17 protein-coding genes, 5 tRNA genes and 1 riboswitch are annotated in these 26290 nt (G+C 60.0%); of the genes, 9 read left to right on the plus strand and 13 right to left on the minus strand.

Annotated elements, in window-relative coordinates; all coding sequences use genetic code 11:
* Positions 1–562: 562 nt before the first annotated feature.
* The 5 genes from AACQ95_RS11325 to AACQ95_RS11345 all read right to left on the minus strand — a co-directional run bounded on the left by AACQ95_RS11325 (position 563) and on the right by AACQ95_RS11345 (position 6761).
* Positions 563–1564 (minus strand): ABC transporter ATP-binding protein, encoded by a 1002-nt coding sequence (locus tag AACQ95_RS11325; protein WP_241278627.1) that lies wholly within the window; start codon positions 1562–1564, stop codon positions 563–565.
* A complete protein-coding gene (locus AACQ95_RS11330; RefSeq protein WP_241278628.1) occupies positions 1561–2556 on the minus strand; it encodes an ABC transporter ATP-binding protein in 996 nt (331 codons plus the stop codon). Before AACQ95_RS11330 ends, AACQ95_RS11325 begins: the two co-directional genes overlap by 4 nt.
* 25 nt (positions 2557–2581) lie before the next feature.
* A complete protein-coding gene (locus tag AACQ95_RS11335; RefSeq protein ID WP_241278629.1) occupies positions 2582–4399 on the minus strand; it encodes an extracellular solute-binding protein in 1818 nt (605 codons plus the stop codon).
* 82 nt (positions 4400–4481) lie between these two features.
* Entirely contained in the window at positions 4482–5525 is a 1044-nt protein-coding gene (locus AACQ95_RS11340; protein WP_241278630.1) for an ABC transporter permease, read from the minus strand.
* A gap of 210 nt (positions 5526–5735) precedes the next feature.
* The gene (locus AACQ95_RS11345) at positions 5736–6761 is read right to left on the minus strand and encodes an ABC transporter permease subunit (protein ID WP_339357890.1); all 1026 of its coding nucleotides are present in this window, start codon (positions 6759–6761) and stop codon (positions 5736–5738) included.
* A 733-nt stretch (positions 6762–7494) separates the two neighbouring features.
* On the opposite strand from AACQ95_RS11345, the gene AACQ95_RS11350 reads away from it, so the two are divergent.
* From AACQ95_RS11350 to AACQ95_RS11380, 7 genes are all read left to right on the plus strand, one after another.
* Positions 7495–10101: a TonB-dependent receptor plug domain-containing protein gene (locus AACQ95_RS11350; protein WP_241278632.1), complete on the plus strand. Its 2607-nt coding sequence runs from the start codon at positions 7495–7497 to the stop codon at positions 10099–10101.
* 109 nt (positions 10102–10210) lie between these two features.
* A complete protein-coding gene (locus tag AACQ95_RS11355; protein ID WP_241278633.1) occupies positions 10211–10975 on the plus strand; it encodes a DUF3450 domain-containing protein in 765 nt (254 codons plus the stop codon).
* Positions 10972–12345 (plus strand): MotA/TolQ/ExbB proton channel family protein, encoded by a 1374-nt coding sequence (locus AACQ95_RS11360; RefSeq protein ID WP_043138097.1) that lies wholly within the window; start codon positions 10972–10974, stop codon positions 12343–12345. The genes AACQ95_RS11355 and AACQ95_RS11360 overlap by 4 nt, the downstream gene beginning before the upstream one ends.
* A gap of 10 nt (positions 12346–12355) precedes the next feature.
* Positions 12356–12883 carry a MotA/TolQ/ExbB proton channel family protein gene (locus AACQ95_RS11365; protein ID WP_043138094.1) on the plus strand — a complete coding sequence of 176 codons (528 nt, stop codon included), beginning with the start codon at positions 12356–12358 and terminating at the stop codon, positions 12881–12883.
* 67 nt (positions 12884–12950) lie between these two features.
* Positions 12951–13358: an ExbD/TolR family protein gene (locus AACQ95_RS11370; protein WP_010633018.1), complete on the plus strand. Its 408-nt coding sequence runs from the start codon at positions 12951–12953 to the stop codon at positions 13356–13358.
* Between the two features lie 16 nt (positions 13359–13374).
* Entirely contained in the window at positions 13375–14010 is a 636-nt protein-coding gene (locus AACQ95_RS11375; protein WP_043138091.1) for an energy transducer TonB, read from the plus strand.
* A gap of 11 nt (positions 14011–14021) precedes the next feature.
* Positions 14022–15257 (plus strand): tetratricopeptide repeat protein, encoded by a 1236-nt coding sequence (locus AACQ95_RS11380; RefSeq protein ID WP_043556252.1) that lies wholly within the window; start codon positions 14022–14024, stop codon positions 15255–15257.
* Between the two features lie 371 nt (positions 15258–15628).
* On the opposite strand, the gene AACQ95_RS11385 is transcribed toward AACQ95_RS11380, so the two are convergent.
* Positions 15629–18664 carry a glycosyl hydrolase family 18 protein gene (locus AACQ95_RS11385; RefSeq protein ID WP_445290530.1) on the minus strand — a complete coding sequence of 1012 codons (3036 nt, stop codon included), beginning with the start codon at positions 18662–18664 and terminating at the stop codon, positions 15629–15631.
* Between the two features lie 116 nt (positions 18665–18780).
* A riboswitch (cyclic di-GMP riboswitch) is annotated at positions 18781–18866 on the minus strand.
* A 295-nt stretch (positions 18867–19161) separates the two neighbouring features.
* Here AACQ95_RS11385 and AACQ95_RS11390 point away from each other — a divergent pair.
* Positions 19162–21321 carry an ExeM/NucH family extracellular endonuclease gene (locus AACQ95_RS11390; RefSeq protein ID WP_241278634.1) on the plus strand — a complete coding sequence of 720 codons (2160 nt, stop codon included), beginning with the start codon at positions 19162–19164 and terminating at the stop codon, positions 21319–21321.
* A gap of 139 nt (positions 21322–21460) precedes the next feature.
* Here the strand turns inward: AACQ95_RS11390 and AACQ95_RS11395 are convergent.
* The 7 genes from AACQ95_RS11395 to gltX form a co-directional block, all read right to left on the minus strand.
* Positions 21461–21536 (minus strand) — tRNA-Ala (locus AACQ95_RS11395).
* A 48-nt stretch (positions 21537–21584) separates the two neighbouring features.
* Positions 21585–21660: transfer RNA gene (locus tag AACQ95_RS11400), tRNA-Ala, on the minus strand.
* Positions 21661–21732: 72 nt separating this feature from the next.
* Positions 21733–21808 (minus strand) — tRNA-Ala (locus tag AACQ95_RS11405).
* 64 nt (positions 21809–21872) lie between these two features.
* Positions 21873–21948, minus strand: a tRNA-Ala gene (locus AACQ95_RS11410).
* Between the two features lie 28 nt (positions 21949–21976).
* Positions 21977–22052, minus strand: a tRNA-Ala gene (locus AACQ95_RS11415).
* Between the two features lie 237 nt (positions 22053–22289).
* Positions 22290–22421 (minus strand): glutamyl-tRNA synthetase, encoded by a 132-nt coding sequence (locus AACQ95_RS11420; protein ID WP_223955721.1) that lies wholly within the window; start codon positions 22419–22421, stop codon positions 22290–22292.
* 15 nt (positions 22422–22436) lie between these two features.
* Positions 22437–23852: a glutamate--tRNA ligase gene (gene gltX, locus AACQ95_RS11425; RefSeq protein ID WP_241278635.1), complete on the minus strand. Its 1416-nt coding sequence runs from the start codon at positions 23850–23852 to the stop codon at positions 22437–22439.
* A gap of 274 nt (positions 23853–24126) precedes the next feature.
* Here gltX and AACQ95_RS11430 point away from each other — a divergent pair, with 274 nt between their 5' ends.
* Positions 24127–26229, plus strand: a complete 2103-nt coding sequence (locus AACQ95_RS11430; protein WP_241278636.1) for a methyl-accepting chemotaxis protein — start codon at positions 24127–24129, stop codon at positions 26227–26229.
* The last annotated feature ends 61 nt before the right edge of the window (positions 26230–26290 follow it).

Here is a 26290-nt window from a genome sequence, read left to right on the forward strand (position 1 = left end):
CGCCTTCCTTTCAATACCCTGGCCCTTCATCTGCCCATCAGAGATCACTCCCGACCCGCCATTGTGCCCTGAGTGGCTCTGAAACCGTCTCCATGAACAGAACTGGGTTTGAAAACCCTTTCCATGATTTATGTAAATTTACCACACAAAAAGTTGATCCAGCTCACATAAGGCCATAGGATCAAATTGTGACCCAGGTCACACACTACAACTAGATAACAGAGCGATGAGGTGAATATATGTTTGAGAACCTGGCAGTACTGTTCCACCTTAAGGGTGCAACCAGCAAGAAAGGCGCCGTAGAGAAAGACACCTACGCCCCGTCAACCCGTGAGTATTACTTCCGTTACGGTGCCTGATGCATCGGAGAAAGAGATCTAACGTAGTAAAATTACACACATCATAATCATTGCAACAGCCATCCCCTCTCGGGGCCGCTGTCCTGCCCTGGCCAGATGTTCCACGGCCAAACCTGAACTCCAACCATGAAGATGGGGCCCACAGGCCCCATTTTTTTACTGCTTGTCTCCCGTGCCACTCTGTTGCGATGCGGACACCGGCATCATATCGCCTTTCCCAGAGGCACAGCCTCCGCCTCCGCCAGGGGGAAATGGCAGGCCACCTGATGAGCCGCCCCGTCACAGTTATGCAGGCTCGGCGCCGTATGACGGCACAGATCCGTGGCATAGGGACAACGCTGGTGGAAGTGGCAGCCACTCGGCGGCGAGATGGGGGACGGCACATCGCCGGTCAGCAGTATACGCTGGTTGCGACGGCGCGGATCCGGCACAGGAATGGCCGAGATGAGCGCCTGGGTATAGGGGTGGCGTGGTGCCAGATAGAGCGATTGAGCCTCCGCCAGCTCGACGATCCGTCCCAGATACATCACAGCAATGCGATCCGAGATGTGTTTCACCACCGACAGGTCGTGGGCAATGAAGATGATGGCCAGGTTCATCTCCCGCTGCAGGCTGAGCAGCAGGTTGATAATCTGGGACTGCACCGAGACATCGAGGGCCGACACAGCTTCGTCGCACACCAGCAGCTTGGGCTTGAGGGCGATGGCCCGGGCGATGCCGATGCGCTGACGCTGACCGCCGGAAAATTCGTGGGGGTAGCGATCCACCGCACTCTTCGGCAGACCCACCTTGTCCAGCAGCTCCAGCACCCAGGCTCGCCGCTGCTCAGTGTTGCCCTTGCCGTGGATAATGAAGGGCTCCTCCAGGATCTGGCCGACCGTGTGGCGGCTGTTGAGGGATTCTGCAGGATCCTGAAACACTATCTGCATCTCCTGGCGCAGAGAGCGCATCTCCCGGGGCGAGAGATGGGTGATGTCCCGCCCCTCGAAGCTTATCTGGCCTGCGGTCGGCTCGAACAGCTTGAGCAGGGTACGGCCCAGGGTGGACTTGCCACAACCTGACTCCCCTACCAGCCCCAGCGTCTCCCCCTGTTTGAGGTCGAAACTGATGCCATCTACCGCATAGACACGATACTTCTTGCGCAGAAAACCACCGCCAAGCTGGAAGTGCTGTTTCAAATCCCGCACGGACAACAACGCCGTCATATCGTCAACTCCTTCCAGTGATGGCAGGCCACCCCATGCCGGGCACCGAGCTGCTCGGTCGCCGGAATGACCCTTATGCAGAGGTCGGTGGCGTGGGGGCAGCGATTGGAGAAGCGGCAACCCGCCGGCATCTCGTGCAGGGCGGGCACTTGACCCTTGATGGTCTTGAGCAGGCTCTTGGGGACATCTTCCAGTCGCGGGATCGAGCTCATCAAGCCATGAGTATAGGGATGGCGCGGGTGGTCAAACAGCTCATAGACATCCGCCTGTTCCACCGCGCGACCGGCATACATCACCACCACCTCGTCGCACAGCTCGGCCACCACCCCGAGATCGTGGGTGATGAAGATGATGGCCATGCCGGTCTGGGCCTGCAGCTCCTTCATCAGCTCCAGGATCTGGGCCTGAATGGTGACATCCAGCGCCGTGGTCGGCTCGTCGCAGATGAGCAAATCCGGCTCGCAGGAGAGCGCCATGGCGATCATCACCCGCTGGCGCATGCCGCCGGAGAGGTTGTGAGGATAGACGGCAAAGCGCTGGGCCGGCTCCGGGATCCCCACCTTCTGCAGCATGGCGATGGCCGCGGCTTTGCGCTGGGCCCGGTTGTAATCGGGTCTGTGCAGGCCGAACACCTCCATCAGCTGATCGCCCACCGTCTGCACCGGGTTGAGCGCCGTCATCGGCTCCTGAAAGATCATGGAGATACGGTTGCCGCGCACCTTGTACATCTGATCCGGCGCCAGAGTGAGCAGCTCCTCTCCCTGAAAGCGGATGGATCCCGCCACCACCTGACCGTGGGGCTTGGGCAGCAGCCCCATGATGGCGAGCGAGGTGACGCTCTTGCCGCAGCCGGACTCACCGACGATACCCAGGGTCTGGCCCGGGGCCACCTTGAAGCTGACCCCGTCGAGCACCTTGATCTTGCCGTCGTCGACGGCAAACTCCACCTCGAGATCGCTTACCTCAAGAATGGGGGCCTGTGTGTTGGACATGACTGCTGCTCCCTGCTCAATGGCATCAATGATGTGCATAGGTCTTGTCGAGCAGGGTGATGGGCGCCAGCGCCTCGTCCGCGTCCTTGGCTTTCAAGGTCGCTTCCTTCACCTTGGGATCGAGCCAGAGCAGACCGCCGCTACTGTGGGGATAGCCATCCATGGGCCAGTAGAGCAGATCCGGCGTGTTCTTGGTGGCGGGCACCTCGGGCAGCATCACATGGCGCCAGCTGCTGGCCCGCACGTAGTTGAGCTGCACCCCGGGCACGAAGATGGCGAGATCATAGATCCGCTGCTGGATCTGTTGTGAGAGTTTGGCCCGCGTGTCCATGTCGAATTCGACGTTGTAGGCGTCGATCAGCGCGTCCAGCTCCTTGTCCGCCACGTTGAACAGGTTGTTGGTCTGCGGCTTGTTGGCGTTGGCGGAGTGGAACGACTCCCAATACTGTGGGTAGAGACCACCGCCAGCCCAGCCCATCCAGGCCGCCTCGTGTTTCTTCTCCAGCATCACCTTGAAGCCGGTGGCGCCATCCACCAGATTGAGCTCCAGATCCAGACCCGCCTTCTTGGCCTCTTCTTTCAGCACTGTCAGTCGCTTGGAGTGCTCCTGACTGGTGTAGGTGAGCGCCAGCGTCAGTCGCTCGCCCTTGTCATTTTGCAAAATGCCGTCCGGCCCCGGCTTGGCGTAGCCGCCCTTGGCAAAGTACTCCCGCGCCTTGCCTATGTCATAGGCCCGCTCCGGCAGCTGGATGTCGGTGAACTCGCCAAAACCCGAGCCGAATGTGGTGGCTCTGTCATAGTCGCCACGCAGCACTGTCTCGATCATCTTGTCGATGTTGAAGGCGTGCTGGATGCCGAGCCGCACGTTCACGTCCGCCAGCTTGGGATTGGCCACATTGAGGTGCAGCCCCTGACCTCCCTGCTTGGTGTCTGTCATGGCCATCACCTTCTGCACGTACCCCTTCTTGTACTCCGGGGTGACCGCTTTTTCATGCCACCAGTTGGGCAGTATCATCTCGAAGGTATCGAGCTCCCCTTTCAGGAAGTGACGGAAGGCGATGTTGTGGTCGCGGATCACCTGCACCTTGATGGTGTCGAGGTTGAATCTGTGCTGGTTGTAGCGATCGTCCTTTGCCCACCAACCCTGCTGCTTGCTGAAGGTGACCGACTTGCCCTTCTTGACGTCGCTGATCACATAGGGGCCAGTGGTGGGCGCTATAGCCCAGTTGTACTGCTTCACCCAGTTGGGGGTCAGCTTGTAGTAGTGCTTGGGCTGAGGGTACAGCTCTGTGGTATTGAGCAGATCCAGCTTGGCCTTGCGGTTGCCCGTTTTGACCAGAATGGTGTGGTCATCGATCTTCTCTACCGCCACCACTTCGGTGGTGTAGTAGTTGTTGTACCAAGGGGCGCGGATTTCTTTTGAGCGCATCATCTCGTAGCCGAAGGTGTAGTCGTCGGCATTGACCGGCTTGCCGTCGGACCATTTGGCCCGCGGATCCAGCTTGAAGTAGACGGTCTGATTGTCTGGCGCTATGGCCCAGTGGGTGGCCAGCGAGGGTATGGGGTTGCCGGTATTGGGGTGGAAGCTGATGAGCCGTAACTGGTTGTCCTGAATAAAGGAGCGGAATGCACCGTTGGAGTCGGGCCCCACGGTGCGGAACGTCAGCGGAAAGCTGTCGACAAACATGTTGAGGCTGCCGCCCGGCAGCGCCTTGGGGGAGGCGAACACAGGATCCGTGTCGTTGGTCTCCCATTTGAGATCCGCAGGCAGGCTGGCCGCCCACACCCAGGATCCGTTCACCAGCACAAAGAGAGCACCTATCCATTTGATTTTATTTTTCATGTTTGACTTCCAAGTCTGGCCCCTGCACTGGGGGCTTCTCAATTAAGGGTTGGATACACACGGCGATGAAGCATGCCGCGTGTCACTGATAACGGGTAAATTTGCGCGGGTCGAACGCCTCGCGGATCGCCTCGCCGATAAAGGAGACCATGATCAACACCAGGCTCACCGCCGCGACGACCGAGCTGACGATCCAGATGGCATCCAGGTTGTTGATGCCCTGGGAGAGCAGCTCGCCCCAGCTCGGAGTCGGTGGTGCCAGCCCGAAGCCCAGATAGTCCAGCGCCGTCAGAGTCGAGATATTGCCCACCACGGCGAACGGTGCCAGGGTGACTATCATCATCAGGGTATTGGGCAGTATGTGGTTGAAGATGATCCGTTTGGTGCTCGCCCCTTGCGCCCGCGCCGCCATCACATAGTCCCGCGCCCGCTCCTTGTAGGTGAGGGTGCGCATGTACCAGGTGATCCCCATCCAGCCGAACAGCACGTTGATGCCAACAAACAGGCCGAAGTTCGGCTTGGCCAGCGACACCAGGATCATGATGACGTAGAGAAACGGCACCTGGGACCAGATCTCGATAAAGCGCTGCAACACAAGGTCGAAGCGACCGCCGAGGAAGCCCATCATGCAGCCTATGCTGACCCCGATGGCATAGCTGGCCGCCAACGCGATAAAGGCAAAGCCGATGGCAATGCGAAAGCCATACACCAGCCGCGCCAGCACGTCACGGCCGCTGGTGTCGGTGCCGAGGAAGTGGCGCTCCTCGGCGCTGGGGGCGTAGGGCGGATAGGCATCCTGCTTGAAATCCTGCTCATAGGGGTTCCAGGGCACAGGGGGCAGCAGCACCCAGTCGCCCTTGCCTTCCTCTGCGAATTTGGCCTTCAGCTGGCGGTAGTTGGTCTCGTACTCGTAATCGAGCCCGAAGTGCTGGCCCGGGATCACGTCACCATAGGTGGGGAAGTGGAGCTGGCCCTGATAGCTCACCATCAGCGCCCGGCTGTTGACCAGCAGCTCCGCCAGCAGGGAGAGCAGCACCAGGGTGGTAAAGATGACAAAGGAGTAGTAGCCGCGTTTTATCGACTTGAAACGCTTGAGTTTTTTTAAGGTGACTGGGTTCATGTTCACTCTCCAACCCGCACGCGGGGGTCAACAGAAGGTGCAACGCAGATATCGGAGACAATATGGCGTGATATCAGCATCGGCATGACAAGAGAGATAGGGTTCATGCTCACTCTCCAAACCGTACGCGGGGGTCAACAGAAGGTGCAACGCAGATCTCGGAGACGATATGGCGTGATATCAGCATCGGCATGACAAGAGAGATAGGGTTCATGCTCACTCTCCAAACCGTACGCGCGGATCAACAAGGGCAACGCAGATATCGGAGACGATATTGCCCACCAGCATCAACATGGAGGTGATGGCCAGTATGCCCATGACGGTGGGGTAATCCCGCTCGACGATCGCCTCGTAGCCGAGCAGGCCGATGCCGTCGATGTTGAAGATGGTCTCGATGAGGAAGGAGCCGCCGAAGAAGACGGTGAGCACGGACCCCAGGTGACTGGCGATGGGGATCAGGCTGTTGCGCATGGCGTGATCAGTCACCGCCTTGCGAAACGGCAGCCCCTTGGCTACGGCGGTACGCACGTAATCCGCCGACAGGTTCTCCATCAGGCTGTTCTTCATGGTCATGGTGAGGATGGCAAAATCCCCGATGGCGTAGGCGATAAGCGGTAGCAGGGCATGGGCGAAGACGGTACGGATCTGGTCCCAACTGCTCTCCATGGAATCGAAATCGTCCCCCGGAAAACCGCCCATGGGCAGCCACTCCAGATGGAAGGCGAAGACTGTGATGAGGAAGATCCCCACAACGTAGGCGGGCAGCGCATAGGCCATGTAGATGAGCATGGAGCTGAGCGAATCGAAGCGGCTGTTGTGCCTGAGGGCCTTGGCTACCCCGAGTGGTATGGATACCGCGTAGCTCAGCAGAAAGGTGGCCAGCCCGAAGAAGGCTGTCACCGGCAACCTATCCTTGATGAGGCCCCACACCGGCTCGTAATAGCGGGTCGACTCGCCAAGATCCAGCACGGCCAGCTTCTGCAGCCACTCCCAATAGGCGATCAGCATCGGCTTGTCGAGCCCGTAAAATGCTTTCAACTCCTCGATCTGCTCATCGGAGAGCGCCTGGGCGCCCTTGCTGCCACTGGAGCGCCCGGTCTCGTTTTGTGACACCTGCGCCTGCAGCAACATGCGTTCGACCGGGCCGCCCGGCACGAAACGGGTGATGGTGAAGACGAGCAGTGTGATACCGAGAAACGTCGGGATGATCAAAAGCATCCGACGTAAGAAATACGACAGCATGGTGAAACCTCGTCCTTGTTGTTCTTTTATGGCCAGTCACATCCGGTGACGGGCCTCTCCTTCCTGGCATTACTCACTGGATAGGCTGTTATTGGCAGACAATCCGCTGGGTCACTGTAAAAGCTCTGCAACAAAAATCAAGTAGAACGAAGAGGGCAGCATCTGCCTTTGGCAAATAGCAGAATTTACTGTGAGTTTTTTATGAAAACCCCAACTTCAAGATAAAAAACTACTCGCAGAGCAATTCAACCATCGTTTAAATTTTAAATTAAAATAACAAAAAACAACCACAAAAACAAAAACACCTTATTAAACATGACATTAAATAAAAGCTCGTTATTTTACCCTATCTATATACACAAGTTTGAATTCCGCCAAATACCAAGTCTGAACAGAAACACAACACACCACAAAAACAGCTAATAATTCTATATAAGCAGCCTTTTACAAGATAAATATCAAGGGGACAGATCCCTTATCGATAAGTTCAAAATTAATCGATAAAATGGAAACACATCAATTTAACACCGATTTCACATCGTAAATGAATGCCAAGTCAGAATAAAAAGCTGGCAATAGCGAACTAATAAAACATAGTCATCTTATTGCCCACACCTACCCCATCCGCACCGCCTCAATTGACGTCCACATCGAAAGCTTGATAAGCCTTACGCATCGCTCCAACGAGGGCGGTATGGAAGCAAACAAAAAAACAACCAGGAAGGATATAGCGATGCTTAGGAAAAGCAGACTCTCTGCTGCCGTTGCGTTTGCCTTGGCGAGCGCGGCAGTGGTAGTTACCCCCGCCATGGCCGAAGAAAGCCAAAACGTCGAAAAACTGCAGAAAATCAAGGTTACCGGCTCCCGCATCTCCCGTGTCGATGTGGAAGGCGCCACCCCGGTCGTCTCCGTCACCAAGGCCAAGATCGAGCAATCCGGTCAGCAGACCGTTGCCGATTACCTGAAACAGGCCTCCTACAACTCCTTCGGTGGTGTATCTCCCTCCTCCGGCAGCTCTTTCCAGTCTCAAGCCACCATTGGTCTGCGCGGTCTCGGCTCCGAGCGCACCCTGGTACTGTTGAACGGCAAACGGGTTGCCGGTTCTCCCACCATGGGCGGTACCTCCATCAACCTGAACACCATTCCCATGGCGGCCGTTGAACGGGTGGAAGTCAATCTGGATGGTGGCTCAGCCATCTACGGCTCCGATGCCATCGGCGGCGTGATCAACGTGGTGCTGAAAGAGGGTTATGAAGGCCTGACCTTCCAGGGCAGGATTGGCAGTCCGACTGAAGACGGGGGCGATGAAAAGAGCGGCTCCATCGTTGCCGGCATTACCGGTGAAAAAGGCTCCCTGATGACTGTCTATGAGCATGACAAGAAAGACGTCATCTACAGCCGTGACCGTGACTATCTCGCCAAGCAAGGCAATGATTCCCCTAGCGTTTACGGCCGTAACGTGGAAGGTATCACAGGCCTGGACGGCAATGGCGATGCCATTTGGAAATACGGTCCACTGGCAGGTTCCACCAATGCAGACGGCACCTGTAAGGAACCCTTCACCAATTTCGAAGGCGGTTGTAACTTCAACTACGGCCAGGTTGCCGCCAAGACGGCCTCACGCAGCCGTGACACCCTCTACGTGAACGGTCGCTATCACATCAATGACAACGTCGACTTCGTCCCCCAGATCATCGGCTCCAGGGTCGAGAGCTTCGGTCGCTTCGCCCCCGCCGCAGGTGCCTTCACCATAGACCCGGCCAACCCGAAAAATGCGCAGTTTTTCACCGACAACGGCCTGGATGCCGCAGCCACTCAAGGGCTGGGAGAAGCTGCTTACGCCTACTACCGTTTCAACAACGTCGGTACCCGTGACAACCTGGTCACAGACACCACTGGCAGCATGAACCTGGGCTTCGAGGGCACCATTGCGACCGAAAGCGTCGGCGACATGCAGTGGAACGCTGGTTACATGTACTCCAAGACAGACAACAAGGAGAACGGTACCGGCTATGTGCTGAAGTCTGCCGCTCAGAAAGCGATCGAGGATGGCAAGTTTGTCGGTGGTGAATTTGATGCCTCCACCACTGCCTCCATGACTGCCGATACCAGCCGCCGCTCCACCATGGACTTCTACCAGTGGTATGCCGGTGTCCAGTGGGACATGGGTGAACTGCCGGCCGGTCCGGTCAGCTGGTACGCCGGCGCCGAATACAACGACTGGGTCTATGCCGACAAGTACGATGCACAATCGGAAGCTGGCAACATCATAGGTTCAGCAGGCAACTCCTCCGGTGGTGTTCGTGATGTAACGGCTGCCTATATCGAGTCCCTAGTTCCCATCACGGATCAGATTGAGCTCAACGTAGCCGGTCGCTTCGACAAGTACAGCGACTTTGGCAGTGCCTTCTCACCCAAGACCAGTCTGCGCTACCAGCCGCTGGACAACCTGATGCTGCGCACCTCCTGGTCCCGTTCGTTCCGGGCCCCCAGCCTGAGCGATCTCTACTCTGCAGATTCTGAATCTGCCGACTGGGCCAAGGACTATGTCTATTGCGAAGCAAACGGCATCTCGGCTGCCGCCTGCCCGAACCAGCAATACACCACCATCCGTACCGCCAATGAGAACCTGAAGGAAGAGACGGCCGATACCTGGAACTTCGGTGTGGCCTACAGTCCGCTGGATGAGCTGAACCTGTCGCTTGACTACTACACCATCAAGATCACCGACCTCATCCAGCTGAACTCCCTGCAGTCCATCATCTATGACGAGCTGAACAACGGCAGTTCCAGCAACATAGTGCGTAACAGCCAGGGCAAGATCAAACAGGGCACAGCCCCCATGGTCAACCTGGGCGAGCTGAACACCAGCGGCCTGGACTTCAAGGCGGATTACAAGTACGACCTGAACATGGCGACAGTGCGTTATGACTTCGGCAGCACTTACATCCTGGAGTACAAGGAAGGTCTGTATGCCGGTGGCCCCGTCGTCGACAAGATTGGCCAGAACGGCAAGCCACAGCTGCGCTTCAACACAGGGGTTGGTGTCAACGTGCCCCAGTGGTGGAACATGGACACCTACCTGAGCGCCAGCTACATCGACTCCCAGAGCCAGGACTACATCGCAGATACCGGTGAGGAAGTGGGCCATATCTCGTCCCAGACCACCTGGAACCTGAACGTCGGTGTCGATGCGCCTTGGGATGGCAAGATCCAGGTCGGGGTGAAGAACATGTTCAACACGGCCCCGTCTCTGGAAAGTGATGGCTTTACCTATGACGATGAGCTCTACAGCATCGACGGGCGCATCTACTACCTCGACTACACCCAGAAGTTCTAATCAACCTCGTTGATATACAACCCAAGCCGGCCCGGTCGGGCCGGCTTTGCCCAAGGTTCCAAGGAAGTTACGGAGATAGGGTAATCCTATGAAGACAAGGACAATTACAATGAAGAAAGCGCTCCTCGGCAGCCTGGTTTCGGCCGCCTTGCTGACCAGCTTCAATCTGAGTGCCGCCTCTGCCGGTCAGGCAGTGGACGCTCAAGCCGCCACCGACAATGCATCCAAAGTTTCCCAGCAGAAGATCGACAACTACGCCGAGTCTGCCGAGTCTGCCCTGGCGCAGTACAAGGCCGCCTTGCGTCAGGTCGACAGTCTGCGCACCTACAACGAGCAAGTGGGCAAGATGGTCGACTCCCAGACCACACAGCTGGCCTCGATGCAGCGCCAGATCGCCCAGATCGACCAGACCAGCACCGAAGTGGTGCCCCTGATGCTCAAGATGATCGACTCCCTCGATCAGTTCGTCTCTCTGGATCTGCCGTTCCAGAAGGTCGAGCGGGAGGACCGCGTGGCGGCCCTGACCGATCTGATGAACCGGGCCGATGTCACCATCTCCGAGAAGTACCGCAAGATCCTGGAGGCCTACCAGATCGAGGAGGGCTTCAGCCGAACCATAGAATCCTACAAGGCCAGCCTGGACAAGGCCGGCACCGAGAAGACCTATGAGTTCCTGCGCGTCGGCCGCATCGCCCTGCTCTACCAGTCCCCGGATGGCAACGAGACCGGCATGTGGAACAAGAAGACCCGTCAATGGGAAGAGTTGCCCCAGGAGTATCGCAGTGCAGTAGAACAGGGCTTGCGTATCGCCAAGAAGCAGGCGCCCCCCGCGCTCATCAAGCTGCCGGTTCAAACTGCGGAGAAAGCATCATGAAAGGAATCAAACTTGCCATTGCCTCCCTGATCGCGGGAGCCACCCTGATCACCCTGCCGGTGACCGCCGCCGAGAAACCGGTGGACTTGAACGCCCTGCTCAATCAGGTCAAGGCCGCCAGTACCAGCGAATCCCAGCTCAACAAGGAGCGGGAAGCCCGCTTCCTGGCAGACAAGAACGAGCAAGGCGCCCTGCTGGCCAAGGCCAAGGCGGAGCTTGCCGCCGAAACCGCCAAGGGGGAGAAGCTCAAGGCCACCTTCGATGCCAACGACAAACAGCTGACCGAGCTGACCGACACCCTGCGCCAGCGTTCCGGCAACATGGGCGAGATGTTTGGCGTGCTGCGCCAGTTTGCCGGTGAGTTCAAGGGGATCTTCAACGCCTCAGCCCGCCGGGTCGAACACCCGGAACAGGCGGCGCTGCTGACCCGCCTGGCAGAGAGCAAGGAGCTGCCCTCCAGCGATGATCTGAGCGCCTTCTGGACCACCACCCTCAGCCGCATGGTCGATGGCGGCAAGGTGAGCCAGATACCGGCAACCGTGGTGTACGGCGAGGGCAACCAGGCCGAGAAGACGGTGACCCAGATCGGTGAGTTCAATACCGTCTCCGAGGGCAAGTACCTGACCTTCGTCCCGGAAACCGGCAAGTTCGAGCAGTTGCCCCGTCAGCCCGACAAGGGTGTGCTGGAGCCCATCGCCGAGTTTGAGCAGGGTGGCGGCGGCGTCAAGCCCATCTTCGTCGACCCGTCCCGCGGCGTGATCCTCTCCCTGCTGGTTCAATCCCCCACCTTCAAGGAGCGGGTCGATCAGGGTGGTGAAGTGGGTTACGTCATCATGGTGCTCGGCGTGCTCGGTACCCTGCTGGCCCTGTTCTGCGGCGCCCGCCTCTCCCTCATCGGCGGATCCATGCGCAAGCAACTGAAATCCAATCAGATCATCAAGGGCAACCCCATAGGCGACATGCTGGGGGCTTACCAGAACCATAGTGGCGACAACATTGAGGATCTGGAATCTAAACTGGACGAGATCATACTGCGCAACGTGCCCAAGTTCGAGAAGGGCATCAGCATCATCAAGCTGATCGCCTCGGTCGCGCCGCTGCTGGGACTGCTCGGTACCGTGGTCGGGATGATAGCCACCTTCCAGGCCATCACATTGTTCGGTACCGGCGATCCCAAGCTGATGGCGGGCGGTATCTCCGAGGCCCTGGTCACCACCATGCAAGGTCTGGTCGTGGCGGTGCCCATGCTGTTCCTCTACACCATAGTGCAGACCCAGAGCCGCCGTCTCATCCAGATCCTGGAAGAGCAGAGCGCCGGTTTCGTCGCCCGCTATCAGGAAAATCTGCACGCCGCCAAGGCCGCAGCCTAAGGAGTCACCCATGTGGTTCTGGTTGATTGAAGAAGTCGAGTCGGTCCGCCGGTTTCTGGGATTGGGGGGCGACGTACTGGTCGCCCTGTTCTTCCTGACCCTGCTGATGTGGGCCCTGCTGCTGGAACGCTGGTTCTACTTCATGACCGTCTATCCCAAGCAGGTGAAGCAGACCAAGGCCGCCTGGCTGGCCCGCAGCGACCACCTCTCCTGGTCCGCCAGGCAGATCCGGCGCGAGCTGGTCTCCCGGGTCGCCATGGCGGTGGACAAGGGAATGCCGGTCATCAAGGTGCTGATCGCGCTCTGCCCGCTGATGGGGCTGCTGGGAACCGTGGTCGGCATGGTGCAGGTGTTTGACACCCTGGCCATCACGGGCACCGGCTCCCCCAGGGCGATGGCATCGGGCATCTCAAAAGCGACGGTACCGACCATGGCGGGCATGATTGCCGCCCTTTCCGGCCTGTTTTTTGTCAACCAGCTCGATCACAAGGCCAAGCTGGCGGTCGAGAAGCTGGAAGACAACCTGAAACACGGTTGATGCAGGATGCACTCCCCCGCCGGGCGCGAGTCTGGCGGGGGCACAGAACAAGCAAGGAGTTTTTGCCATGAGAAAACGTCACAGCGACAGCAGTGCTGATGAGGCGGCCATCGATTTGACCCCCATGCTGGACATAGTGTTCATCATGCTGATCTTCTTCATCGTCACCACCTCGTTCGTCAAGGAGTCCGGCGTGGAGATCAACCGCCCGAGCGCCAGCACGGCCGAGACGGTGAAGAAGGGGAACATCATGGTTGCGGTCCGTGAAAACGGCCAGGTCTGGGTCGACAAGCGCATCGTCGAAGTGGGCGCAGTGCGCGCCAACATAGAGCGGCTGCGAGCCGAGAACCCGGAGAGCGCCGTGGTGATCCAGGCCGATACCGAATCCCGTTCAGGTCTGGTGGTCCAGGTCATGGATCAGATCCGCATGGCCGGTGTCCAGAACATCTCCATCGCGGCGAGCAAGAGCAGCTGATGCCGGAGCGAGTACCATGAGATACCTGATATCGTTGGCTGTCTCCTGTGTGGTGGTGTTCTTCCTGTTTCTGGGAATGAACAAGCTCATCACACCGGATCACCGGGAGTTGGTGGAATCCGAAGACGTCAGCATGACCGACTTCATTCGGGTTCGCCCTCAGGAGACACTGCAAGAGAGACAACGCGAGCTGCCCAAACCGCCGCCCCCGAACCGGCCGCCTCCCCCTCCCGAGATGGAAGTGGCCAGCACGGATCGGCCGCAGATGGAGAGCTCGCCGATGGACATGCCCAAACTCGACATCCCGGTCAACATAGGCGGCGGCAACGCCCTCGGTGCCTACAGTACCGGTGGCGGTGGTGGCGGCATGGGTGGCAACAACGGCGCCATCCCGATGGCGACCTTCGAGCCCATGATGCCCCGCAAGGCGGCGCTGGCAGGACTCGCCTCCGGCAAGGTGCTGGTGGAGTTCACCGTCACCGAGCGCGGCACCGTCAGCAACGTGCGGATCGTGAAAGAAGAGCCCCGCAGCTATGACCTCGGCAAGGAGGCGCGCAAGACCATAGCCAAATGGACGTTCAAACCGGCCATGGTCGATGGCAAGGCGCAGGCCACCCGCATGCAGCAAGAAATCGAGTTTGCGGTCAACTAAGGAAGGTGGCGATGAAAAAGTTACATACCCTGATCCTCGCCCCGGTCGCCATGGCGGTGCTGCTTTGCACCGCCAGCTGGGCCGCCGAGCAGCCTGCTCTCTCTGACCGCGCCTACCGCGCGGTCAACAAGGCACAGGCACTGATCACCGAGAAGAAATACGGCGAGGCCAATGCCAAGCTGCAGGAGGCGCTGTCCGGCGCCGGCGAGCGAGTCTACGACAAGGGAGTGATACTGCAGACCCTCGGCTTCGTGGCGGCGCAGCAGGAGAAGTACGGTCAGGCGACCAAGTACTTCGCCGATGCCATCGCCACCGGCGGCCTGCCGCAACCCGTGGCCCAGCAGGTGCGCTACAACCTGGCCCAGCTCTACATGGCGGAGGGCAACTTCAAGGCCTCCATCAGCACCATGAACCAGTGGTTCGCGAGCCTGGGCAAGGACGAGAAGCCGACCCCGCACGCCTACATCACCCTGGCCAACGCCCATGTGCAGCTCAAGCAGTACCGGGAAGCCATTCCGGCGGTGGACAATGCGATCAAGCTCTCCGCCGGCAAGGCACCTGAATCCTGGTATCTGCTCAAGATGGCGGCCCACTACGAGCTGAAACAGTACAAACCGGCCACCGAGGTGCTGACCGCTCTGGTCGACCGCTATCCGGAGAAGAAGAAGTACTGGACCCAGCTCTCGGCCATGCACATGCAGGCGGGCAACGATGGCAAGGCGCTGGCGGCGCTGGAAGCCGCCTACAACCTCGGCATGCTGACCGAGGCGGCCGAATTGCAGCGCCTGGCCAACTACCTGGCCTTCGCCGGCATTCCCCACCGGGCGGCACGCGTGATGGAGAAGGCGATGAAGGAGGGCTCCATAGAGAGCAACGCGGCCAACTACAAGGCGCTGGCCAACTACTGGCATCAGGCCAAGGAGCTGGATCCCGCCATCGATACTCTGGCGAGATCCTACAAGCTGGCTCCGGATGCCGAGCTGCAACTGAAGATGGCGCGCATGATGATCCAGAGTAAACGCTATCAGGATCTGGTGGCCCTGGCCGCCAAGCCTGCGGCCAATGCCAATGGTGAACAGCGCGCCGATCTCAAGTTCCTGACCGGGGTTGCCTATTTTGAGCAACAGAAGCCGAAGGAGGCGCTCAGCGCCTTCACCCAGGCCGCCCAGAATGGCAACGTCAGTGGCCGCGCCTCCCCCTGGATCAACTTCCTCAAGGAGCAAGGGGGCGGCGCCGTCACTCAATAAACAAGGCCTCGGCCTAGCGCAGCAGGGGGCGGCGCCGTCACTCAATAGACAAGGCCCCGGCCTCGCGCAGCAGGGTGGCGCAGTCCCCCTAGAGGCGCGAACCGCGTGACGGCCCGGCCACCCGGCCTCGGCCGTCACGTCATGGCACCCGGCAGGGCAGGCGCACTCCCGCTCGTCGCAGATAACAAGGGGTTCGCCCCGCAGGTTGCCTTGGTGGCAATTGGCCGCTCTTCGGAGCGGTCTTTTTTATTCCCCTCTTTATATATTCCGCCATAAAAAAATCCGGAGCCTGGGCTCCGGATTGTCATGCCGCTTGCTGGTGCTGCCTTGCCACGAATGGCGTTGGCAGCCCAGACCCCATGCAGGGGTTATCAGTAATTACATACCAGCTTCCAGCTGCCATCGGTGGCCTTGGGCTCGCTGCTGGTCCACCAGTTCGCCTGCCATACCACCTTGTTGTTGGTCATGCGATCGCCGCCATTGGCGTGATCCCCCTGCGGCCAGCTCGGATAGGCCTTGTAGGCCGCCGGGTTGACGTTCTGGCTGCTGCAGGTGGCGCCGCCCGGATTCTCGCCGCCACCCGAGCCCAGTACGGCCTCCGGCAGGGTCGGGAACTCGGCCTTGAGCCCTATGGTCTGGCTGCCGCTGATGATGCGCATGCCACTCGGCACGCCGGCGGCCGGCAGGTAGTAGGTCATGGCGACTTCAACCTCGGCGCCCGGTGCCAGGGTCTGCCAGCTCGGCAGCGTCATGGCGACCTTGTGGAAGTCCTTCTCGTTGGCGATGCCTTCGGAGTTGTCGTTGCCACCGCTCTCCACCACCTTGAGCCCCATACCGCTCTGATCCGTGATGGTGTCAGAGGTGGAAGTGGGCACCAGGAACTCGATCCTGGCGCCGCCCGGGATTGTCTGGGTCGACTTGTTGACCAGCTTGAGTTTCGGGTTGATCGGGTAGTTGGAGTCCCCTTCCTTGAAGCCGGAGAGGCTCACGGCGATGTCGAGCTGGGCGCTCGGTGCCGCCAGATCGTTCTGCCTGGTGTTGTACTTGGTCGCCTTGGCGAACTTCTCGTAGGCAAGGGTAGTCAGAGTGCTGCCCATGCCGTACTCGTTCTTGGCCGGATCGAAGGCGTAGTCGCCTGCCATCTCCCAGAACATGACGCCGCCCAGACCCCGCTTGATGATGTAGTCCAGCTTGTGACCCATGGACTCTTCATCTTCGGTGGATAGGAACACCTTCTTCTCGGCGTTCCACAGCCAGGGAGCCTGCGCCTTGTCATCGTAGTAACGCACGTACTTGCCCTGCATCACGTGGGCCGGATTGTTGGGATCCAGACCCCAGGCCGTGCCGTAGCTCGGCAGAGTCGTGATGCCGAGGCTGGCCGCGTTCTCCAGGTTCTTGGCATGCCACATGGGCACGGCGCCACCGCCTATCTCCTTGCCGTTCTTGTCCAGATCGTGCCAGATGTTGTCGATGCCGATTGCCCCGTTGCCGCACGGAATCGTGCTGCCACCCGTGCCCGGCTGGCACTCGTTCTGGCTCGGCAGGGCTGCCTTGCCGCCCAGCCCGTTGCTGCCGCCGCTCACCCCCTGCCAGCCGCGGGTGTAATAGGGCACACCCACATTGATCTTGCCGGCCGCCAGGGCGCCACGGAAGTAGTGGGCCGACCAGGCCGCGTTCAGATAACCGATGCCGCCGAACTGGGCCTGGCTATAGACGCCCCAGTGGGAGAGCTCGGGATCGGCATTGTTGTCGAACAGGGCCGCATTGTGACCGACGAAGTGGTTCCAGGCACCGTGGAAGTCATAGGTCATCAGGTTGACGTAATCCAGGTACTGGGTGACCTGGAAGTTCTCCATGCCGCGCAGCAGGTAGGCCGACGCCGGCGAGGCTATGGTCAGCATGTACTTGCGACCGTCCTCGGTGCCGGCATTGTCGAGCCGCGCCCGCAGGGTCTTCATCAGTACCTCGTAGTTGGCAAACAGCTTGGCCCGGCACTGGTTGGAGAGCGGGAAGTCGTTGGGATTGCCCGCATCCTTCATGGAGGTAGGGTACTCGTAGTCCACGTCCACCCCATCGAAGCCGTACTGGCGAATGAAGCTCACCGCCGAGTCGGCAAAGGCGCTGATGCCGGCGGTATTGACCGAACAGTCGCCCTTGGTGGTGGCGGTGTAGAAGCCGCGGGTATCGGCCCAACCCCCTACCGAGATCAGGGTCTTCACGTCCGGATACTGCTTCTTGTACTTCGACAGCAGGTTGAAGTGGCCCTGATAGGCGAATTCCGGGTCCATTTCGGCGCCCGGCACCCCGTTCCAGGTCATCTTGGTGGCGGCATCGTCCACCTTGATCAGGTGGCTCTGCTCATCCACAGCCGCGAAGGCGTAGTTGATGTGGGTGATCTTGTCCCAGGGGATGTCGCTCACCAGGTAGGAGGGCAGACCGTTCTTGCCGGTGCGCCAGGAGGTGAAGTAGCCGATGACGCGGCGGGCATGGTCATCCCCCATGCACTCGTAACCGTCCGGGCGATAGATCTGGCGGATGTCGCAGGAGAGGTTGCCACCTGTGGGCGGCAGGGCCGCCTCTTCCACCTGCACGTCGACCTGGGCCGACTCGCCGCTGAGGTTCTCCTTGTCGGTCGCCACCAGCTTGAGGCCGGCAACGCCCTTGCTCTGGGGCGTCCAGCTCACCTGCCAGGGGGCGCTGGTGTCTTCACCCACCTTCTTGCCATCCACGTAGAGCTCGACCCTGGCCACGTCATTGTTGGCATCGGTTACGTTGCCACTGACCGCCACGCTGCGACCCAGGGTCACCTTGGCGCCGCTGGCTGGGCTGCTGATGCTCACCCTGGGCGCCTCTGGCGCGACCACGGCGTTGACGCTGAAGCTGGCATCCGCCTCGCTCAGCAGCTTGCCATCCTTGTCCAACCCACGTGATTTGAGTTGATGGGGGCCGACACCCGTGGCAACCCAGCTGGCCGACCAGGGGGATCCACTGCTCAATGCGACCTGCTTGCCATCGACCAGATACTCCACCTTGACCAGGGCGCTGCTGTTGCCGCTCAGGGTCACAGCGAGCGCCACCGATGCGCCCTCGTTGAAAGCGCTACCAACAGCGGGCGAACTGATTGCCACTCCGAGCGCCGGTGGTGGCACCTCGCCGCCATAGAGCTTCCAGGCATCGGCCCAGACCACTCCCACCCCGGGGGCGTAGTGATAGGGCGAGGCCCCACACCAGCCGGAGTAGGGAAATTCTTTGCATTCGTAGAGGGAGCCTGCGTTGCTGACGATATCGCCAGCCTTGTAGGCGGTGCCGGCCTGATAGGCGGGATAAGACGCGGCTTGTGCCCAGGCGGGCATGGCAGCCAGGGCCACCAGCATGGCAAGCCTGCTAGGCCTAAAGGTCTGTTGCATATTGTTATCTTCCTTGTTTTGTCTTGGCATTGGTCACCAGGACAAAGAACAATCGCAACCTGCGTGATGGGGGGCAGACAGCTGGCAATGGACCTGCCACAGACACCACCATCACCCCGGGAAGCCCCGCTATCTGGATCGACTGATCTTGAGACCGGAGGCATTGCGTCCCGGCCTCTCGGCCGGTTTGCCCTTTACCTGGGTTCCGTGAGGAACAAGCCGAGTATAGGAATCAAGCAGCCGAGTCTCAATCTTCATTCTCGAAGAAAAATATGTGGATGCCAGCCAGATCACAGTTTCCCGCTTTGGTTGAATTAATGATTTTGTCATTAATTTCATACTGTTAGCCAAGTCAAAAAAACCGAGATTGCCCTCATTTGCATCCCCGTAATGTGCGTTGGCTCACTGGTATGACATGCCGGAAATGTGACAATGCGCGCCCTTGGCCGATGAGCCAAGGCTATGGAAACACTGGCAAAAATAAAAAAGGAACCGTTATGAAAGGAACACGTACCCTGCTGTCGCTGGCCGTGGGGCTTGCGCTCGCGTCCCCGTCCCTCCATGCCGCCGGCTTCAGCTGCCCGGCCGACAGTGCCCTCACCCCCATCCCCGTCATTCAGGGCAGTGGCGACAAGAGTCCGCTCATTCCCAGCGACAAGTTCGAGAGCCCCCAGAGCGTCATGGTCAAGGCGGTGGTCTCTGGCCTCGGCGATGCGCTCAACAAGGGCAATGATCGGATTGGATTCTACCTGCAGGATGTGCAGGGCGATGGCAACCCCCAGACCTCGGACGGCATCTTCGTCTACCTCAACGACAAGAACTTCGCCAGCAAGTACCCGGACATCAAGCCGGGTGCCGAAGTCTGCCTGGAGGCCAAGGTCGAGGAGTACTACAACCACACCCAGCTCAAGCCGGTCGCTGACAGCGGCACCCCGCGCCTGCGAGTCCTCGCCCAGGGGACGGCCCCTGCCGCCGTGCCGCTGCGGGTACTGGAAAACGAGACCCTGGCCCGGGCGCTGGAGCGTCACGAAGGGATGCGGGTGCGCCTCGATGCTGACAGCGAGCTCAAGATAAGCCGCAACTTCAGCTATGACTATGCCGCCAAACGCAACAACCTGGTGCTCTCCCACCAGGCGCCGCTGATGAAGCCGACCCAGCTGCACGATGCCGACAGCAAGGCCGCCAAGGCACTGGCCAAGGCCAACGCCAACAACCGGGTGTTCCTCGAATCGGACTTCAAGGCCGCTGACGGCAAACTGCCCTGGCTGCCGGCCTGGGAACCGGAGCAGGGTTACCTGCGCATCGGCGATGCCCCGGTCAACCTGGATGCGCTGGTGGGCTACAGCTACAACGAGTACCGGCTGATAGTGCCGCAGGATCAGGTGATCACCGCCGGCGATCTGCTGCGCACCAGCGACAACGACCGCCAGAGCGCCCCGGCCCGTGCCGATGGCACCGATCTGCGCGTCGGCAGCTTCAACGTGCTCAACTACTTCACCAGCCACTCCAGCGTGGGCGGTGCCCTCAACGTGCTGTGCAAGGATCAGGCGGATGCGGACAGCGCCAAGGGCTGCAACCGCGGTGCCAAGAACCTGGAAGACTTCCAGCTGCAGCGCACCAAGATAGTCAACGCCATCACCGAGATGGATGCCGACCTGCTCGGCCTGATGGAAATGGAGAACAACGGCTTCGACAGCCACTCCGCCATCAGTGATCTGGTGCAAAGCCTCAACGCCCAGCAGAAGGATGCCAGCAAGCAGTACGCCTTCGTGACCCTGCCCAAGGCGCTGCTTGGCAACGAGCGCTTCTTCGGTGGCGACGCCATCATGGTGGCCATGATCTACCGACCCGCCAAGCTGGCACCGCAGGGGGACGCCAACGTCATCACGCTGCCGGTGCAGAAATACCTGGATGCGAAAGGGGTCGAGAAACAGGCCTCCCAGCGTGACTCCCTGGTGCAGAGCTTCACCATCGAGGGCAGCAAGGAGCCGCTGACCCTGGTGGTCAACCACCTGAAATCCAAGGGATCCGGCTGCCTGGAGAATCTGGACGGCAAGGAGCCGGCCGATCTGCAAGGCAAGTGCACCGAGTTCCGGGTCAGCGCCGCCAAGGTGCTGGGCGAGGCGGTGAACAAACTGCCCGGCCAGGTACTGCTGGTGGGGGATTTCAACTCCTACGCCAGGGAAGATGCGATCCGGGTGCTGACCGACTATGTGCCGACCGAGGGTCAGCGCAAGATAGTCTCCGCCTCCCAGACCTTCCTCGGCGCTCAGGTCTTTGAGCAGACCGGCAGCGAGGTGAGCAAGAGCTACGGTCTGGTGGACATGAACGTCAAGTTCAACAAGGAGAAGGCCATCTCCTACAGCTACGAGGCCGAACTCGGCACCCTGGACTATGCCCTCGCCAACCCGGCGCTGGCCAGCAAGGTAGTGGCGGTCGCCGACTGGCACATCAACTCGTTCGAGAGCAACCTGTTCGAGTACGGCCGTGACTTCAGCGGCGACATGATCAAGTCCGGCAACCCGTTCAGCGCCTCCGACCATGATCCCATCATCGTCGACCTCAAGCTGAAGGAAGAGAGCAACGGCGGTGGCGGTGCCATGGGCGCCCTGCTGCTGGCCCTGCTGCCGCTGGCCTGGCGTCGTCGCCGCGGCTGATGCGGCCTTGCCATAACGCCAAAAGCCCGCTGCGATGCGGGCTTTTTTACGGGCAAGAGACGGGCTGAATGAAAAAATGAGCCAAAACAAAAAGGCCACCGCGATAACGGTGGCCTTTCGGCTTCTTGTAACAAGAATTTGGTGGAGCTACGCGGGATCGAACCGCGGACCTCTTGCATGCCATGCAAGCGCTCTCCCAGCTGAGCTATAACCCCAAGTTTCGTACTCGACAAATGGTTCTGGCGGCCATCTGTCGCAAATATTGGTGGAGCTACGCGGGATCGAACCGCGGACCTCTTGCATGCCATGCAAGCGCTCTCCCAGCTGAGCTATAACCCCAAATTCTTTCTTCATTAGACAACCGGTTCTGGCGGCCGGTTGCCCTAACTCTGGTATTCAAATATCAAATAGTGGTGGAGCTACGCGGGATCGAACCGCGGACCTCTTGCATGCCATGCAAGCGCTCTCCCAGCTGAGCTATAACCCCACAAAGGTCGGCCTGGGTGATACACACCGCACTGCCCTGGGTACTTCATCTTCAATCAGGAACCTGGTGGAGCTACGCGGGATCGAACCGCGGACCTCTTGCATGCCATGCAAGCGCTCTCCCAGCTGAGCTATAACCCCTTGGATTCCAGATTGTTCGAGGAGAATTTGGTGGAGCTACGCGGGATCGAACCGCGGACCTCTTGCATGCCATGCAAGCGCTCTCCCAGCTGAGCTATAACCCCAACTCACCTCGGCGCTACCAAAGTTATCTCCGGCAACGGAGGCGCATGATAGGCATCACCCGCTTTGCTGTCAACCCAAAAATAACGCCGATTGGCGCGTTTAGTCAAAATTCAATCAGTTAGCTGTTTTTACCGGCAACCTTGCCGCTATCTCGCTGTTTTATGTCACAAATCTGGTTAGCCAACAAAAACAAAGGGCCCCCTCGCGGGAGCCCTTTTGCATGCCATCACAGGCACTTATTCAGCAGCCATGCGCGCTTCGATATACGCCAAAGCGCGATCGATGCGGGCGAGTACCCGCTCCTTGCCCACCAGCGCCATCACGGCGTCGATGCCGGGGGAGAGATTACCCCAGACCGGTGACGGCAATGTGCGAAGGCAAGCTTACTCGGCGGCCATGCGTGCTTCGATATACGCCAGGGCGCGATCGATGCGGGCGAGTACCCGCTCCTTGCCCACCAGCGCCATCACGGCGTCGATGCCTGGGGACTGGCCCAGACCGGTCACGGCTACGCGCAGCGGCATGCCGACCTTGCCCATGCCCTGACCCAGCTCGGCGGCGGTCGCTTCGATCAGCTCGTGCAGTGCCTCTGTGGTCCAGGTTTCCAGCGCCGCCAGCTTGGCTTTGGCCAGGGTCAGCGGCTCGGCAGCCACGCCGCGCAGGTGCTTCTTGGCGGCCGCTTCGTCGATGGCCTCGTACTCTTCGAACAGATAGCGGCTCTGGGCGGCCATCTCCACCAGAGTATTGCAGCGTTCGGCCAGCAGGGTGACGACCTCGGCCAGGGCCGGGCCCTTGCTGGTGTCGATCTGCTGGTTTTCCATGTGCCAGGCCAGGTGCTTGGCCACATAGGCCGGATCCAGGCTGCGCATGTAGTGGTTGTTCAGCCACAACAGCTTGTCGGTGTTGAAGGCAGAGGCGGACTTGGAGATGGCATCCAGGCTGAACAGCTTGATCATCTCGTCCAGGGTGAAGATCTCCTGATCGCCGTGGGACCAGCCCAGACGCACCAGATAGTTCAGCAGGGCTTCCGGCAGGTAGCCGTCATCGCGGTACTGCATCACTGAGACGGCGCCGTGGCGCTTGGACAGCTTGGCACCGTCGTCGCCCAGGATCATGGAGACGTGGGCAAACTCAGGCACAGGCGCGTTCAAGGCCTTGTAGATGTTGATCTGGCGCGGGGTGTTGTTGATGTGGTCTTCGCCACGCACCACGTGGGTGATCTCCATGTCCCAGTCATCGACCACCACGCAGAAGTTGTAGGTGGGGGCGCCATCGGTACGGCGGATGATGAGATCGTCCAGCTCTGTGTTGGCAAACTCGATGCGGCCACGGACGTGGTCATCGAATACCACGGAACCTTCGGTCGGGTTGCGGAAGCGAATGACGTGCGGCGCATCGGCCGGGTGATCGTGGGCCGCATCACGGCACTTGCCGTCATAGCGGGGCTTCTCGCCGCTAGCCATCTGGCCTTCGCGCAGCGCGTCCAGGCGCTCACGGGAGCAATAGCACTTGTAGGCGCGGCCGTCGGCCAGCATCTCGTCGATGATGCCGTTGTAGCGATCGAAACGCTTGGTCTGGTAGTAGGGGCCCTCATCCCAGTTCAGCTCCAGCCATTCCATGCCCTCAATGATGGCGTCGATCGCCTCCTGAGTGGAACGTTCCAGGTCGGTATCCTCAATACGCAGCACGAACTCACCGCCCTGGCTCTTTGCAAACAACCAGGAATAGAGTGCGGTACGGGCACCGCCGACATGCAAAAAGCCGGTCGGGCTGGGAGCAAAACGGGTTTTGACTTTCATCTTTAAGCCTTGTGTAGAGGGCCTTGGGCCAATTCGTTAGAAAAAACCGTCGCATTTTAGCACTCAGAATCCCGGATGGGAAAACCATGAGGTGGCGGCGCGCTAAAGTAGGGGGTTAAATTGGCCGGGCGACCGCTTGGCACCTGATATTTGAGGGGGATCGCAAAACAGAAGCGCCATTTCCGATTTGCTATGGGAAGTGTTGGAGAGCTGCCTCCTCCGGCCGATATTCAAATAACTCTCACACTACTTCTCACGAAACAAGGAAGAGACGATGCAGTTCCGTTCTATCCAGAATCGCATTCTGGTGATGGCCGGGATCGCCATGACCACAGCCCTGGTCATATTGATCCTGCTCAACCAGTATTCCGGTCAACAGACCCAACAGCTGACCATCAGTTCCAGCCGTGCCGCCCTGCAGCAGGAGGCCTGGCAGAAGGTCAGTGCCAATGCGCGCGCCGAGGCCGCCACCATCACCCAGTTGCTGCAAAAGGGACTCTCCTATACCCAGCAGATGGCCAGTGCCCTCGCCCTGCAACAGGAGGGCAAGCTGCCGCTGGATCGCCAGCAGGCCACGGATCTGCTCAAGGCACAGCTCAACCTGGAACCGCAACTGTATGGCGCCTTCGCCGGCTTCGAGCCGAACGGCTTCGACGGCCAGGACGCCGCCTTCGCCGGTCAGACGGCACTGGGCAGTGACAGCCAGGGCCGCTTCGTCCCCTACTTCTACCGTGACAAGGATCAGATAGGCACAGACCTGCTGCTCTCCATCGAGAAGAGCGATGCCGACGAATTTGGCAATCCGGCCAACGACTACTATGCCTGCCCGAAACGGGAGGGTCGCTCCTGCCTCATCGATCCCTTCAAGGTGGACATCAACGGCCAGCAGGTGCTGGTGAGCACCATCACCACCCCCATCATGGTGGCGGGTCAGTTCAAGGGCGTCGCCGCGCTGGATCTGGCGGTGGACTCCATCAGCCGGCAGGCCCAGTCCCTCAACAGCAACATCTATGACGGCAAGGGCGAGACCCTGATCGTCAGCGCCGCCGGCGTCATCACCGGCACCAGCGGCGATGCCAGCCTGCTGGGCAGCCGGGCCGACAAGCTGCTCGGCAACCAGTGGCAGCAGTATCTGAAACCGGAAGTGCAGCGCCAGGAGCTGGACGAGTCGTTTCGTATCTCTGTACCCATCATGGTGCCGGGCATGAGCCGCAACTGGGCCATCATAGTCACCCTGCCCTACAAGGTGGTGCTGGCGGGTGCCGACCAGCTGGAGAGCCAGCTGAGCGACATGAACCGGGCAGCCATGACCCAGCAACTGGTGGGCGCTCTCATAGTGCTGGTGCTGGCGCTGGCCACCATGCTGGTGATAGCCCGCAGCATCACGGGCCCCATCCGCCAGATGGTCAGCCTGGTAGATGACATCGCCGATGGCGAGGGAGATCTCACCAAGCGCCTCACCACCCGCTCAGTCGACGAGCTGGGGGATCTCGCCAAGGGCATCAACCGCTTCATCGACAAGCTGCAGGTGCTGCTGGGGGATGTGCTGAAAACCGCCAGCGAGGTGAACCGCCATGCCGGCGATACCGACCGCATCGCCGGCCAGACCGACACCAACCTGCAGCATCACCAGGCGGAGATGGAGCAGATGCTGACCGCGGTGCAGGAGATGTCCTATGTCAGCCAGGAGGTGGCCACCCACGCCAACAACACAGCCGACTCGGCCAAGCAGGCCCAGGGCGCGGCGGATCAGGGCAAGGTACGCTTCCAGCAGGTGATCCAGTCGATGCACAAGGTGGCGGCCGAGGCCGGCAAGGGGGCCGAAGTGGTCGAGGGGCTGGCCCACGACAGCGAGCAGATCACCAGCATACTGACTGTGATCCAGGGCATAGCCGATCAGACCAACCTGCTGGCGCTCAACGCCGCCATCGAGGCGGCCCGCGCCGGTGAGCAGGGCCGCGGCTTTGCGGTGGTGGCCGACGAGGTGCGCAAGCTGGCGGGCAACACCCAACAGGCAGTGCAGAACACCCAGGAGCTGATCGAGAAGATCCGTCACAGCTCGACCAACGCGGTCAACGCCATCCAGCAGAGCCAGCAGCTGACCCACCAGGCGGTGGGCGAGGCAGATCTGGCGGAAGAGGCGCTGGGCAGCATCTACAAGGCCATCTCCACCATCAACGACATGACCTACCAGATAGCCTCCGCCGCCGAGGAGCAGAGCTCGGTTTCCGAGACGGTGTCCGGCAACCTGTCAAAAACCAACGCACTGGCCAACGACATCGCTCAGGATGCGACCGAAACGGCCAAAGCCAGCCAGGCATTGCGTCAGGCGGCCGAGCGTTTACAGCAATTACTGGGACAATTTCGTCTCAGCTGATAATTTTCCTCTCGCGGACTCTCCCCCTCGGGGGCGAGTCCGTTTACCATAGGCAAGGAAT

It is taken from the genome of Aeromonas sp. MR19, from assembly GCF_963899305.1.
In the GTDB taxonomy this organism is placed as follows: domain Bacteria; phylum Pseudomonadota; class Gammaproteobacteria; order Enterobacterales; family Aeromonadaceae; genus Aeromonas; species Aeromonas bestiarum.

Bases quoted from the DNA above. Each gene is read 5' to 3' on its own strand.
- AACQ95_RS11325 (WP_241278627.1), bottom strand. From the start codon at position 1,564: ATGACGGCGTTGTTGTCCGTGCGGGATTTGAAACAGCACTTCCAGCTT.
- AACQ95_RS11330 (WP_241278628.1), bottom strand. From the start codon at position 2,556: ATGTCCAACACACAGGCCCCCATTCTTGAGGTAAGCGATCTCGAGGTG.
- AACQ95_RS11335 (WP_241278629.1), bottom strand. From the start codon at position 4,399: ATGAAAAATAAAATCAAATGGATAGGTGCTCTCTTTGTGCTGGTGAAC.
- AACQ95_RS11345 (WP_339357890.1), bottom strand. From the start codon at position 6,761: ATGCTGTCGTATTTCTTACGTCGGATGCTTTTGATCATCCCGACGTTT.
- AACQ95_RS11350 (WP_241278632.1), top strand. From the start codon at position 7,495: ATGCTTAGGAAAAGCAGACTCTCTGCTGCCGTTGCGTTTGCCTTGGCG.
- AACQ95_RS11355 (WP_241278633.1), top strand. From the start codon at position 10,211: ATGAAGAAAGCGCTCCTCGGCAGCCTGGTTTCGGCCGCCTTGCTGACC.
- AACQ95_RS11360 (WP_043138097.1), top strand. From the start codon at position 10,972: ATGAAAGGAATCAAACTTGCCATTGCCTCCCTGATCGCGGGAGCCACC.
- AACQ95_RS11365 (WP_043138094.1), top strand. From the start codon at position 12,356: ATGTGGTTCTGGTTGATTGAAGAAGTCGAGTCGGTCCGCCGGTTTCTG.
- AACQ95_RS11370 (WP_010633018.1), top strand. From the start codon at position 12,951: ATGAGAAAACGTCACAGCGACAGCAGTGCTGATGAGGCGGCCATCGAT.
- AACQ95_RS11375 (WP_043138091.1), top strand. From the start codon at position 13,375: ATGAGATACCTGATATCGTTGGCTGTCTCCTGTGTGGTGGTGTTCTTC.
- AACQ95_RS11380 (WP_043556252.1), top strand. From the start codon at position 14,022: ATGAAAAAGTTACATACCCTGATCCTCGCCCCGGTCGCCATGGCGGTG.
- AACQ95_RS11385 (WP_445290530.1), bottom strand. From the start codon at position 18,664: ATGCAACAGACCTTTAGGCCTAGCAGGCTTGCCATGCTGGTGGCCCTG.
- AACQ95_RS11390 (WP_241278634.1), top strand. From the start codon at position 19,162: ATGAAAGGAACACGTACCCTGCTGTCGCTGGCCGTGGGGCTTGCGCTC.
- gltX (WP_241278635.1), bottom strand. From the start codon at position 23,852: ATGAAAGTCAAAACCCGTTTTGCTCCCAGCCCGACCGGCTTTTTGCAT.
- AACQ95_RS11430 (WP_241278636.1), top strand. From the start codon at position 24,127: ATGCAGTTCCGTTCTATCCAGAATCGCATTCTGGTGATGGCCGGGATC.